The sequence below is a fragment of the Streptomyces sp. DG2A-72 genome (assembly GCF_030499575.1).
Taxonomy (GTDB): Bacteria; Actinomycetota; Actinomycetes; order Streptomycetales; family Streptomycetaceae; genus Streptomyces.
This window is the reverse complement of sequence record NZ_JASTLC010000001.1, coordinates 7,134,593-7,147,797: the sequence shown is the minus strand read 5'-3', so window position 1 is coordinate 7,147,797 and position 13,205 is coordinate 7,134,593. Positions and strand designations below refer to the sequence as shown.

Below are 13,205 nucleotides of genomic sequence, written 5' to 3'. Positions count from 1 at the left end.
CTCAGGTGGCACGCGAACATCGCGAGAGCTTCACAAACGCCGCTGCCAGCTTCATTGAGGCGGCCAGACACTACCTCAACGACACACAGCCAAGGACGGCTTAAAACGCGCAAGCTCGACGACGTACCGCGCCCTCTGGTTCTGACGTGGTCGTCACGCAAGCGCGGTCAGAACCTCACAGTTGGCCGGTAACAGTGACAGGATCGCTGGCCGGCTGTTGCCCGCCTCCACCGCATGGCTCACGCCGGTTGCCAACGGCTCTCCAGGTTGGCCACAACTGGCTCGTTGGCTTCCGCCCACGTACGGGCAGCAGGTACGGCAGGCTTCGGGTTGCCGACACACCAGCGCAGGACGTCCAGCATCAGATGGACCGCCTTGTCTGCGGACTCCGTGGAGTAGTGGACGTACTCGGGGCCGGTGTACACGCCCAGGGATCGGTGAGGGACCGTCTTCTTGGGCTCCTCCCGGTGATGGATCGCCGGATCCCGAAGGTCATAGAGCCAATCAAACTCGGCGGTCCACCCGTCGTTGAAGGGCCGCGAAACAAACACGAGCTTCAGAGACTCGCGGATTTTGGCAGGCTGGTTCTCGCCCAGCTTCTTGCCTGCGACCACTTCGCGTACCACCAGGGAGCCACAGAGGGCTTCCAGCGCGGCAGCCGAGGCGGCCACGGCGATCAGTGAGGCGTCAAATTCGTCATCCAATGCCGCAGACTCTGCGGCGGGCGTGGTTGCTTCGCCCGCCCGTGAGCGGGCCCGACGGGCATCCAGTGCCCCGTCGATCGCAATGCGTGCCCAGCGCGGCCAAAGATGGGCCGCGATCTTGATGTCTACAGTGTCGTTGAGAGTCGCGGAAGCCGCTGCGTGCCCAGCCGACGCCTCAGCGCTGACGCTGCTACTCCCACATTGGGGGCACTGCAGATCCCCTCGCGCCGTCTGCTCAATGACAGCATCTGGGTACTTATGTCCGCAGTGCGTGCAAAAGTGAGCCACAGGGAGACAGTAGGCGGGGGCCGCGGCAGGTGAAGCACGACGCGCACGACAGTTCATGTGCCGGGGCGGTTCCCGATATCCGGACCCCGCTCCTGGACTCCGGATAAACGCCCCCATGCTCGGTCCTACGAGAAGCGCGTGGTGTACCGTCTTCACCCCTTCGCCCCCGGGGGGATCGCGCATCCCTGGCGCTCGGGCTGATCTTGTTCCATGAACAGAAGACGCAAAGAGGAGCAGTCGACTGTCAGCCTGCAGGAGGTGCTTGCCTCCCTATCCGACGACCTTATGGCGACGCAGCTCAGAGCCGTCCGCGATGTTGTTCCTGATACACACTGAGCCGAATCCGAAGCTCCTCACTTGCCTCATCGGTGCGCTCGGATGGCGGGAGTTGGAGACGAGGCAGCATGAGCGCCCTATGGAGAGCACCGATCAGCAGAGCGACGATTCCTGTGGCGGAGGCATAGAGAGAGAGTTTGGCCAGCCATGGGGCGGGACCGTGACCATCAATCGCTGCCCAGCAGATGACCAGACACTCTGTGATGGCCAATACGGAAGAGAGCAGGACCCAGAGGAGCGATAGAGCAAGCGGACCCACAACTCGTGGCAGCACCTGGGCACGTGCTCTCACTCTTGCCTCGCTGACGCGCGCCAGTTGTTCGGGTGATGGACCAACGCCTGCCCTCATACTTTGCAGAGCATCTGTCTCCGCCTCCTCCAGCTCGCTCACCATCGCCTGTCCCTGCTCAAAGCCATGCTTCTGGAAGGAACTGAACTCGACGAAGCCGAGCACCAGCACCACTGCGATTACGCCAGAGACAAGAGCCGCATAGTCATCGCTCATCACCAGCCTCATACGCCCCCCTGCGTTCAGTTCCTGAGCTACCGGCGATCGTAGAGCGCACCCGTTCATCGGTTGCTGGACAGCTCTGAATCCACCGATAGTTGTGACGCCGGCCTGGGGGGCACACGCTCACGTGAACTGATGGTGTTCACGGAAACGGGAGGCGGCTGACCAGGTGACGCTGTGCGCGGACTAAAGTGTTGCCAGGTGTTGATCAACAACCCTGAGCACCCGGGCGACCAACTGAGTCACTCAATGGCCAACTGAAGGGTACTGACCGCTCTTCCGTGATGGCTACGGCTGAAGGAGGACGCGAGCTCTGAGTAGAGCGAACGAGGCTCGACCGTACATTTGCCGTTTGATCGTTTTGATTCTGTTGACGTGGCCTTCGACGACGCCGGAGCTGTAGGACAGGGTGAGACCCGCGGTGACGGCGGGGAGATCCTGGCGGACGGAGCCGGCAAAGATGCCGATGGCCTCGGGGCCGCTCAGCTCGGCTTTGTGAATCCAGTCCCACAGTAGGTGGCCATGACGGTGGCGGACCATGTCCGTGAATTCCCGTGCGAGGTCGCAGGCGGCGGCGATCTCCGGGCAGGCGTACCGTGCTGTTTCCAGCCGTGCGGTATCCGAGGGGCGGAGTGTCTCCTGCGGGCGCATGATCCATGAGGTGATGGTGCGAGGGCTGGGAGTCATTGCGTGGGTGGGGATCGCCACGCCCTTCGAGTACGCCTGCGCCCCGGTCCCGTGCCGAGGCGAGGAGGTCGTCAAGATCGCTGTGCCGGTAGCACCGTACCGTTTTGCGGTCCAGTTGCAGGCGGCGGCCGATGGCGCTGAGGGAAAGCCCCGTGGCGGCCAATTCGTTGACATCCCTGTGGCGTTGACGCACGCGGTCCAGGAGGGGAGTCGTCGGGGCAGCCGGCGGCGGTCCGGCCGCGGCGGCGGGTCGGCGCAGGCATGCGCGGTGTCGGCGGCACGTTTTCTCCACGGCTGTCGAAAGGTTTTGGAGGAGGGTACTGGTGGGCCGTCGGCGAGGTGCCTGCTGAGCAGGCCCTTTTCCAACGGCCCCCAGCCCGAACGACGCGTGCGACTTTCGCCGCACGTCGCTCTCCGGTGACTACTCCGTGAGTGCTGGCACAGGTCTTGTACCGTGGATGTCCGCATGACAACTTCCGCAGACCACGAGGGTTTTGCGGTGTCGTGCGGCCATGAGATCTGCCCACGGCGGCCGGTGCCCGGACCGTCCGAGGTCGGCGAGCTTGGCGACGTGATGGACTTCCACCTCGTCGACGCGTCCGCATGCCTCGCACCGTCCAGCAAGAAGCCGGGTGACCAGCTCCTTGCGTTTGATCGTGACCGGGGCCAGCCGACGGTCGGTCATGACCGTCTTCTTGTTCTGTCGCAGCGGGATCCCGCCGAACCGTCCGACCAGTGGCTTCCTGCCGGTGCGTTCGACGCGGGCCTCGAAGCACTTACGCGGCCCGAACGGTGTCTCGGTGGTGGCCGCGTACCGGCGGGCCATCTTCGACACCGACGAGCGGTGCTTGTTGGCGAGCGTCATGAGCATCGAGGTCTCCATGACCCATTGCAGCCGGGCGAGTCGGAAGACGTCGCCGGCCATCAGGTAGTACTGGACGATGCCGCGGTACTCCGACCCGTAGGTGCTGATGATCTCGTGGTCATCGTGGTTCAGCAGCTCGGGCCGACGCGCGGGTTTGCCGCGCTCCTTGTACTGGGCTTGCTTGGCAGATACCACCGAACGAGGGACACGCAGACCGATAGTCCCATTGACAGAGCGCCGCCTGCCAGAGATCTTGCGGTCGTTGTGCAGCACGGTGATGTCGTAACCGAGGAACCTCGCCGCCCCTGTTCGGGCGTGTGTGATGAGCGTCTTCTCCGGCGACAACTCCAGCTTGAGCTCGTCGTGCAGGAATTGCGCCAGGCTCCTCTTGATTTCCTCGGCTTCTGCCTTTGGTCCGGCGAACCCAAGCAAGGTGTCATCGGCATAGCGCACATACCTCAGCCTCCGATAGCCAGGATCCTGGGTATCTATGCTGGGCATGCTGTGGAGTTGCTTGCGCAGCTCCTTCACCCTGGCATGGTCTCCACGCCTCCGGGCGCTTGCCATAGCCTCCCACATGCGCTTGAAAGCACGGTTCGGTTTCCTGACTCTTCCTCGGGTGTATTCCGGGACGAGAACCTTCTCGATGAACTCATCCAACTTGTGCAGGTAAATGTTGGACAGGATTGGAGAAACGACCCCACCTTGCGGGCTCCCGCTGTGTGTGGCGTTCCAGGTCCAGTCCTCCATGTATCCGGCCTTGAGCATGTTGCGCACCAGCCGAAGGAACCGATTGTCGTGGATCTTCTCGCCCAGGATTCGGAGCATGACCGAGTGGTCAAGCCGGTCGAAACACTGAGCAATGTCACCCTCGACAAACCAAGTTGTCCCCGTCCAGGTTTTCGCCACATCACGTAATGCTGTGTGGCAGCCCCGGCGGGGACGGAAGCCGTGGGAGGAGTCGGAGAAGGTCGGTTCGTAGTACGCCTCAAGCAGCAGACGTACGACCTCACTGACGAGCTTGTCCGACCACGGCGGCAGGCCGAGCGGCCGCAGTTTCGTGCTGCCCCTCCCCTTGGGGATGTAGACCCTCCTGGCTGGGCTCCACCGATACCGCTCATCGCGCAGCGCATCGATGACGTGCTCGATCTTGCCCAGCGACATGCCGTCCACGGTCTCCCCCGTGACCCCGGGCGTCATCGCTCCCTTGTTGGAGTACAGACGTCCGTAGGCCAGCAGATACAACTGCGGATTGAAGAGCTGTCGATACAGTTCATTGCACGGCAGGCCACGCCTGCCGCGTTCGCGGAGGACACCCAGCACCGTTTCGGCGCTCTGCATTACGCATACCTCCCGACTCTGTGGTGTCCGATCACCTGGCCCCCTTCGCCCGATGCAGACGGCTTTCCCGTCCTCCTTGGCCGGTCGTGACTCCGGCGACTACTACGGGGCCTCCGTCGCCTTAGGAAGATCTCCTCCCGTAGGCGATCCCATGTTCGTCCTTGTCGTACGTCCTAGCGTGATTTAGGTGCCCTACTCATCTCCTTGAATGCCCTCGCTGGGCATCGCTCCGCACTCCGGAGGTTGCGACGGCTACTGGCATCAAGCCGTCGCAGGGTGCGGCGCCGGTGTCAGGCATCTTTCCGGCGGACTTGACCTTCAGTCTTCTGGAGATTGGGGTTCAGGCAATCCAGCTTTCACCGTGTCACGCGGGTCCCTCGACGCCCCGTCTCCAATGCCTGAGCCCGGCCGTCGATTTTCTGGCATGCTGCGGTCCCATCACCGTTTCCGGATTAGGTAAGCCATCAGACCCAAGAACCTCCCTCCAAATTCTTCCCGACTGAATCGGGGATACGACAGTGAGGTCGACCCGGAGCGCGGTACTGGCCTCACGACCAGCCCGTTTCTCCGGATCGCCTCCCGAACCCGGCGTGCACCGCTAAGCGCACCGGGCTCTCCACAAGTCCCATGGGTCTGTGTTCACTTCATGCTGTGCTCGGCCAAGGAATCGGGATACGTGTTCCCCGGTAGTAGTAGCGCTTGGCGCTCACCCTTGCCGGATCGAACAGTTCCATCCCGCCCTCGGCGGGCCATATGCCGTAGCGTCGGCGTAGTACCTTCCAGGGAACACGCCGGTGCTTGCGCTCCTGCCATCTGACGATCTCCTTCCAGAGGTAGGCCCTCAGATAGCTGAAAGTCGCGTTCGAGCATCCGTACTTGAAGTACGCGGTCCATCCCCGCAGCATCCGGTTGAGCTGACGCAGCAGGTCTTCGAGCGACAGGTTCGTGCTCCGCCGGCAGACCGTCTTCACCTTGGCCATGATGGTCACCAGGGCCTTCTTGGCCGGATAGACGTAGACGTATCGTTTGCCGGTGCCTCGCTTCCGGTGACGCTGGATGCGCCATCCGAGGAAGGCAAGGCCCTCGTCGATATGGGTGATCAGGGTCTTCTCCCGCGACAGGCGCAGGCCCATCGTGGACAGGACCCCGGCGAGTTCTTCCCGCAGGGCTTCGGCGTGCGCCTTGGTGCCCGAAACGAGCAGGCACCAGTCGTCCGCATACCGCACGAGGCGGTAGTTGGGCAGACCTTGGCGGCGCCGCTTGGCCCTCCCATAAGGGCTGGCTCCTGGCCCGCCCGGCCCTTGGGCGATGTACTCGTCCAGAACCGAGAGAGCCACATTGCTCAGCAACGGGGAAAGAATCGACCCCTGCGGAGTTCCGGCATCGGTATCCACCAGCGTGCCGTCCTCGTCGAGGACGCCCGCCTTCAGGAATGCCTTCACCAAGGCCAGGACGCGTTTGTCTCCGACGCGCCCCCGCACCCGGTCCATAAGGGCGGAGTGCGAGATCTCGTCGAAGCAGGCTTTGATGTCACCCTCAACCACCCACTCATAAGAGCGAGATGCGAAATGGTGCACCTCAGCCACCGCGTCGTGAGCCCGGCGATTCGGACGGAACCCGTAGGAACACGGGCGGAAATCCGCCTCGAAAATCGGCTCCAACACCAGCTTCAAGGACGCCTGAGCCACCCGGTCGCGGATGGTCGCGATCCCCAGATAGCGGACCTTGCCGCCAGCCTTGGGAATCGCGCGGCGCCGCGCCGGGAGGGGCCGGAAGGTGCGAGCCTTGAGATCCTCTCGCAGTTCCGCAAGGAACCCTTCCAGCCCGCGCACGGACTCGATGTAGTAGGCGGTCTCGCCGTCCACTCCCGCCGTGCGTGCGCCCTTGTTGTTCCGCACCCGATCCCAGGCGACCAGCAGGAAGCCCGGGTTGGTGACGAGGTTGTACAGATCATCGAACCTGCGATGAGGATCATCACTGGCCCAACGGTGCAGCTTGGTCTGGATCTCCAGTACCCGGCGTTCCGCCTTGAGCAAGACGTATTCCAGCTCGTCGGTATTCACCAACGGCCTCCCGGCATTCCAGTATCCGTACTGCTGACTTGCTGGCCCCCTTCGCCATGCACGGGCCTCTCGCCCGCTCGGACTACTACGGGACCTCCGCCCCATCCCGCACCTTCGACAGACGACGCATCTATCCCAAGAACCCGGATGGATACCGGGCCAAGGGAGCGATGCGGGATGGTTCCCGTGTTCACGGTGAATCGATCGATCAGTCCGGCATCCAGCTTTGCCCCGGCAGCATCGCCACGGTTACGCCGCAGGCTTTCACCATGGCCTCCCCACCGACACGCCAAGTCGGCTACGGAGTCAACCCGCCATATCGGCGGACTGTGCACTGCAACCCGGCCCATATCCACCAGATTTGAGCCGGTGCCACGCTTACGGAGCTTTACCACTGATTCCTCTCGTATGCCCTCTGATCTCGCTCGCCGGACCCGGCCCGTCTGGCAGTTCCAGGCCGTCCCGGCTTTGTCAGCGCTGCTTCCCGCCCTCCCCGGCGTCTCCCGGGTCGGACTGCGCTCAGCTCCCACCAGCCTGCTGCGACAGGCTGGCGAGGAGGTCTTGCACCTCCTTCGATTCACCGCGCCTCACGGCGCACAGGCGCCTCATGGCGCACTGCCAGCGATCGGCCACTTCAAGTGCGTCAGGGGCCGCCTGCCTGATGGCCTTGGTGAAGGCCATCAGGCGGTCACGGCACACGATTTCGGCGCCGGGGTGCTCGTGGAGCCAGGTGGCGACCGAGTCGGTCTCGCGGTCGGGCAGGACGTCAACGGGCCTGGAGGTCTCGACGTCGACGAGGACGGTGCCGAAGGTCCGCCCTTTGCGGAACGCGAACTCGTCGATGCCCAGAATCCGCGGTGCCCGGGCCGGCACGGGCGGGGCGAGCAGTTGCCGTAGCAGTGCGGTCCGCCGGCCGTGGAGTCGCAGCTTCGCGCACATACGCTGGCCCGGGCGCCCGCCGAGTTCCATCGCGACGGCCCGCATCGCCGACCGTGCCGCCGGTGAGGAACGGCGGCGTGGCTCGGTCAGGCCCGCCACCTGTTCCACGAACGTCCGGCGCTGGCACTGGGGCTGATCACAGAAGAACCGCCGCACGTGCAGACGGACGATCAACCCCCGTCCGGCGACAGGTAACTCGGATACGTGACGCCAATATCGGCTGTGAACCCGCGTGGCAGGATGCGCGCACTGCGGACACCTGCCCGGCTGCCCGCATCCCGCCGTGTCGACCACCAAGTTGCCATCGACGGTCATGAGCTGCCGCACCTTGAGGTTCAGACCCGGCAGGAGGACGTCTTCAAGCGTCTCCACTCGCATGACGGAACGATCCCCTGAGGGTACGGTCCTGCAGTCCGCGCGCTGCCGGCCCGGGCCCCTCTGATCAGTTGTTCTGCTGCGGTGACGGCGTCGGGGCCGGGAGGTTTCGGGTGCCGGGCGAGTTGTTGCCGGGGTGGACGATCTCATCCGGGATGGTCCAGTGGGCGATTGGTGAGCGGGTGTAGCGGACTGAGTTTGTGGTCCATTCGATCAGGCCGGTGTTGAAGTCGTTCAGGGCCGTCAGGTAGGCGCGTAGGTGCGGTTGACGGCTGAGATCCGTGTGCAGGAGGTGACTGTGGGTGTGGTCGTAGGCGTCCATGGCCTGCTCGTACAGGCGCAGGGCGTCGGGGAGAGCCTCGGCCGGAGTGCACCGGTGCTCGGCGGCGAGGACGGCGAGGACGTTCTCCGTTTCTCCGTCGGCCAGTTCCCGGGGGGCCGAGAGGATGTCCTGCACGAGGATGGTGCGCTCTACATCCAGGAACAGGAGCCGGTCCATCAGCGGGTGGGTGAGGACGGTGTCGTCGAGTTCGATGCACAGGCTCAGTTCGGTGAGGAGGTGGTCGATGCGCTGGGCGATGGTGGTTCGGCGGGTGCGCAGGTAGTGCGTGAGGTCGCGGGGGTGGCCGCCTGTGGCGGTGGTCTGCCGGTAGGTGAGGCAGCCGGTCAGGAAGTCCGCGATCGAGTCGGCAAGGCGGGTCATGAAGCGCGGGGAGCTGTGGGCGGCGAGGCTGAGCCACAGGTCGGTGAAAACGGGGGCCCAGCGCGGATCGGTGCCTTCTGCGGCGGGGTGGGCGTACTGGGTGCGCACTTCGGTGAGGAAGGCCCGCGCGGTGTCCAGGGCGTGGTCGTGCGGGGCGGTGTCGATCTGGTGATCGCGGGCCATCAGCGCAGCGGCTAGACGCGCCAGGTCATACAGCGTGTCGCGGTCGGCTGCCGGCCAGCACACCGCGGCGAGGTAGGTGTGGTTCGTCTGCCGGAAGACGGTCTGCTGTCGGGGATCGGGCAGCAGACCCCAGGACAGGAACCACCTGTCGACGCCGTCGGCGAGGTCCTGGTGGTAGTGGGCGCTGCGCCGCAGCGGGTAGCGGGAGCGCAGGCGTGGCCGCAGCTCGGAGCCAGGGGTGCGCGTCATCGTGCCTCGGCTCTCTGCCCCGTGCGGATGCGGGCGGGGCGGTGGTCAGGTCCGGCGGGAGTCGACTTCCAGCTGCAGCCGCTGGGGGATGAGGGTGGCCCGCAGGGCGGGCCGCACCGTCTGCCCGGCAACGGGGCGCAGGTGCCAGCACGCGGTGATGGAGGTCAGGACGAGGGTGGCCTGGGCGAGGGTGAAAGCCTCGCCGATGCATTTGCGCGGCCCGGCTCCGAAGGGGACGTAGGCATGTTGGGCGATGGACGCGGCGCGCTCGGGCAGCCAGCGGTCGGGGTCGAACCGTTCGGGGTGGGCGAACAGGTCGGGGCGGCGGTGCAGCAGGTAGGGGCTGTAGGCCAGCACGGTGCCGGCAGCCAGCCGACGGCCGGCGAGGTGGGTGTCGGCGGACACCCGCCGGGTGAAGATCCACCCAGGTGGATACAGCCGCAGCGTCTCGGTGACGAACCGGCGGGCCAGGTCCAAGCGCGGCAGGTCGTCATGGGTGGCGATCCGCCCGGCCAGCACCGTGTCCGACTCCGCCTGCAGCCGCTCGGCGATCTCCGGACGGTCGGTGATCAGGTGCAGGGTCCACGCCAGGGCGCTGGCGACACTGGTGATTCCGCTGATGAAGAAGGAGACGACCTGGTCGGTCATCTCCTGCGGCGTCATACCGTCGGTGCCCGATGAGCCAGCCGCCAGCAGGATGGACAGCAAATCCCCGTGGTCGGTGCGATCCCGGCCAGGCTCGTCGATGATCTGATCGACGATGTGGTGAAGCCGGGCGCGAGCCCGGTCGTAGGCCCGATTGGCGGGGGTGGGCAGGCGTTCCAGCGCGGTGGGGGTGAGCAGCCGGCGATAGATGCCGGCCATGGTGATCGCCACGCACTGCCGGGCCTCGGCCAGGGTGGCGGCGTCCAGCCGTGTCGAGAACATGGTGGAGGTGGCGATGCCGGTGGCGATCTCGTGGGCGGCCGAGAGCGCGTCGATCACCTGGCCGTCCTGCCAGCCATCGATCACTTCGGTGATCTGCTCGCCCATCAGCGCGCTGTAGCCGGGCATCCGGGTGGGATGGAAGGCGGGCTGGACGAGGCGGCGTAGCCTGCGGTGCTGGGCGTGGGGACAGACCGGCAGACCATCGCCGAGGACTTCGCGAGCCTTGTCGAACAGCGGACCGCCCTTGTCGAAGGTGCGGTCATCGACCAGCACCTGGTGCAGCAGGTCGGGGTCGCACACCATGTGCAGGGCACGCGGGCCGATCATCACCGTGACCAGGTCGCCGTAGCGCGGCAGCGAGGCCAGGAACGGCCACGGGTTCCTCACCAGCTGCGGCAGGTGGCCGACTACGGGCGTCCGACCCGGGGCGTTCCCCGAACGAAAACCGTCGGCCGGACGCGGGTGCCGAGCAGATGCCTCATACCGGGGTGTCACGTGTTCTGCGCCCGATGTCGCCGGGGCACCGGCCCTCGGTGTATTCAGCGAGGGTTGCTCATTACCCGTCATCTTGTCCTCGACTTTCCGGCGACCGGGCCCGGGACGGAGTCACCGGCCGACGCCTTGTGGTCCGCAGCGAACAAAGGGTGGCTCGGCCCTGGGCTGTGGGCGGCGGGTCCGTCTCACCGGTGGCGGTGGATCATGCCGTCAGCCAGCGCGGCAAGTTCCGCGCGCACCGAGGCAGGCAGGCGGGCGCGGTCCAGGTGGTGCAGTGCATGCTCCAACTGCGCGGCGGCTTCCTGCTCGGCCGCCGCCCGTCCGCCCGCCTCCTCCACCGCCCGCACCAACTCGGCAACACGGTCCGGCAACCAGGGCCCGGAGCGCGCGTACAGATCACGCACCCGCCGGGCCGCCGACCCGCCGGCGCTCAGAGCGGCCACAAGCGGATAGGTCTTCTTCCCGCGGGCTATGTCACCGCCCACGGGCTTGCCCATCCGCTGGGTATCGCCCCATAGCCCCAGGACATCGTCGACACACTGGTACGCGATCCCGGCACACTGCCCGAACCGCTCCAAGGCCGTCACCGTCGATGCGGGAGCTCCGGACAGGACCGCGCCGAGCGCGCACGCGGCACGGATCAGCGCCCCGGTCTTGCCCTTGGCCATGTCCCGGTACTCCTCCAGCGCCACCTGGTCGCGCCGCTCGAAGTCAAGATCCAGACTCTGACCGAGCATCAGGCCCTCCAGGGCCTCCGCCAGCACAGCCACGGCCTTGTAGGAGCCGGTCCGCTCCACCACCCGCATGGCCCGGACAAGCAGTGCGTCACCCGTCAACAGGGCAGCCGGCACCCCGAATTCCACCCACGCCGCAGTCCGGTGCCGACGCCATCGGTCACCGTCCATGATGTCGTCGTGCAGCAGGGAAAAGCCGTGCACCAGCTCCACCGCCACCGCTCCCGCCACCACCGACTCCTCGCTCCCGCCGACAGCCCGAGCGCAGACGAACACCAGAGCGGCCCGCACTCCCTTGCCGCCCTGCCCCACCCCAACTGGAGTCGAAGGACCAACCGCCAGGTGATACTCGGCCACCGGACGTACCCCCTCCGGCAGGGACCCGACCACCTCACCCAGGGCCTGCCGTACCACGGCCCCCGCACGGGCAGGCGCAACCGCCCCGGGCGGCAAGGAGCCTGTGGAACTCGACTCCGACATGAGCTCGCTTTTCCGCATACCGTCCACCAACGATCGCGCCGGATACCCTCTGCCTTGCGCTTTCCCCATCGCCAGCGGGACCCACCGGCGCACAGGGGGCACCGGCCGCACACCCCAGCGCAGCGCCCCGCACCGGCGTACAACGCAGCAGAGGCTCAAGAGGCCCAGGGATCGAGAGTGCCCTGGTCTGCGGGGCTGCACGTCCAGCTCGGTACGGGACAGGCACTGGAGCAACCACCGATCTGGCCCGGCGACTCCCGTCGTTCCTACGGCGCTCGACTTCGGCTGAGTCACGGACAACGGACAGGCACCCGGTTGCGGCCGCATTTCCGTCACCGCTACGGCCCATGCATTATCGGCCTGTACCTCGTCGAGTCGATCCCTCACGGAAGCGCGGTCACAACCAACTGGGCCACTCAGTCACAATTGAACGTCACAACGCTATGGTCCCACTGGCCAAAAATCGAACATGTGATTGAATCCAAGCATGCGACCGATTCCCGATGAGCTCGCTCAGACCCTTGGCGAGTGGCACACCACCTACCGCCAGCTCTCCGCCCACCCGCGGACCGTGCTGCGGCGCAAGCTCATCCGGCTGTCGACTGCGGTGTTGTTCCATCCGCACTGGGAGAGCAGCCAGCGAACGGCTGCACGGTCGGCGCTGCACACGACCGGGTGGGGAGGCAGGAGCTGACTATGTGCGTCGTCCCACCGAACGGGGATGGGGCACGCCATGTCCCAGCTGCCTCCTGACCCGGCCCGGCTCGGGGTGATCCTGGCCTTCCTCGACCGGCAGATCGCGGAGATCGAGACCGTGGCCATCTACCTGCGGCTCCAGCGGAACACGGTACGAGAGGCCCTCATGCGCGCCGAACGCCCGCAGCCGCAGCGGACGAAACCCCCACCCAAGGGGGCCGGACCACTGACCGGCTTTGCCCCGCCAGCCTCGAAGAATGTGGGCTTCGTGGTGCAGCAGAAGCGCACGCCGAACGGGCCGGAACCCGCCCTGATCCATATGGCCGACTGCACCATGATCGAGGGCACGCCGCATCGGATCAGGGCCGACGAGGCACGGGCCGCGCTCACCGACCCCAATATCGAGCCCTGCCAGTTCTGCCGACCGGACACGGAGCTGGGCACCGACCTTGCATAACCGACGCACCCGCTCCCGACCTGCCCAGATGAGGCGCCGGACGCATATTCGGGCACATGGACGAGGTGCCCAGCGCATCGACCCGACCATGGACCGGGCAGCCGCCGCGCTCCTGCTGGGCTGCTCCCCGGCAGAGGTGGGCTACTGCCCACGGCGCCAGGGCCTGAGCCAG

Annotated in this window: 11 protein-coding genes; 2 read left to right on the top strand and 9 right to left on the bottom strand. The window is 66.0% G+C overall.

What is annotated here, in order from left to right:
- Window positions 1-239 precede the first annotated feature (239 nt).
- From QQY66_RS34125 to QQY66_RS34085, 9 genes are all read right to left on the bottom strand, one after another.
- Window positions 240-704, bottom strand: a complete 465-nt coding sequence (locus tag QQY66_RS34125) for a hypothetical protein (protein ID WP_301984161.1) — start codon at window positions 702-704, stop codon at window positions 240-242.
- Between the two features lie 586 nt (window positions 705-1,290).
- The gene (locus tag QQY66_RS34120) at window positions 1,291-1,845 is read right to left on the bottom strand and encodes a hypothetical protein (protein ID WP_301984160.1); all 555 of its coding nucleotides are present in this window, start codon (window positions 1,843-1,845) and stop codon (window positions 1,291-1,293) included.
- 282 nt (window positions 1,846-2,127) lie between these two features.
- Window positions 2,128-2,547 carry a transposase gene (locus QQY66_RS34115; protein ID WP_301984159.1) on the bottom strand — a complete coding sequence of 140 codons (420 nt, stop codon included), beginning with the start codon at window positions 2,545-2,547 and terminating at the stop codon, window positions 2,128-2,130.
- A 400-nt stretch (window positions 2,548-2,947) separates the two neighbouring features.
- A complete protein-coding gene (locus QQY66_RS34110) occupies window positions 2,948-4,732 on the bottom strand; it encodes a reverse transcriptase/maturase family protein (RefSeq protein ID WP_301984158.1) in 1,785 nt (594 codons plus the stop codon).
- Between the two features lie 644 nt (window positions 4,733-5,376).
- Window positions 5,377-6,795 (bottom strand): group II intron reverse transcriptase/maturase, encoded by a 1,419-nt coding sequence (gene ltrA / locus QQY66_RS34105; RefSeq protein WP_301984157.1) that lies wholly within the window; start codon window positions 6,793-6,795, stop codon window positions 5,377-5,379.
- 519 nt (window positions 6,796-7,314) lie between these two features.
- Window positions 7,315-8,049 carry an ISL3 family transposase gene (locus QQY66_RS34100; RefSeq protein ID WP_301987589.1) on the bottom strand — a complete coding sequence of 245 codons (735 nt, stop codon included), beginning with the start codon at window positions 8,047-8,049 and terminating at the stop codon, window positions 7,315-7,317.
- A gap of 127 nt (window positions 8,050-8,176) precedes the next feature.
- A complete protein-coding gene (locus QQY66_RS34095) occupies window positions 8,177-9,244 on the bottom strand; it encodes a hypothetical protein (protein ID WP_301984156.1) in 1,068 nt (355 codons plus the stop codon).
- Window positions 9,245-9,289: 45 nt separating this feature from the next.
- Complete coding sequence (locus tag QQY66_RS34090) at window positions 9,290-10,666, bottom strand: cytochrome P450 (protein ID WP_301984155.1); 1,377 nt, start codon at window positions 10,664-10,666, stop codon at window positions 9,290-9,292.
- 185 nt (window positions 10,667-10,851) lie between these two features.
- Entirely contained in the window at window positions 10,852-11,757 is a 906-nt protein-coding gene (locus QQY66_RS34085) for a polyprenyl synthetase family protein (RefSeq protein ID WP_301984153.1), read from the bottom strand.
- A gap of 610 nt (window positions 11,758-12,367) precedes the next feature.
- Between QQY66_RS34085 and QQY66_RS34080 the strand changes: the two genes are divergently transcribed.
- On the top strand, window positions 12,368-12,574 hold the full coding sequence (locus tag QQY66_RS34080) for a hypothetical protein (protein WP_301984152.1): 207 nt from the start codon (window positions 12,368-12,370) through the stop codon (window positions 12,572-12,574).
- Window positions 12,575-12,613: 39 nt separating this feature from the next.
- Window positions 12,614-13,033, top strand: coding sequence for a DUF6233 domain-containing protein (locus QQY66_RS34075; RefSeq protein WP_301984151.1), 420 nt, complete (start codon window positions 12,614-12,616; stop codon window positions 13,031-13,033).
- Window positions 13,034-13,205: the final 172 nt, after the last annotated feature.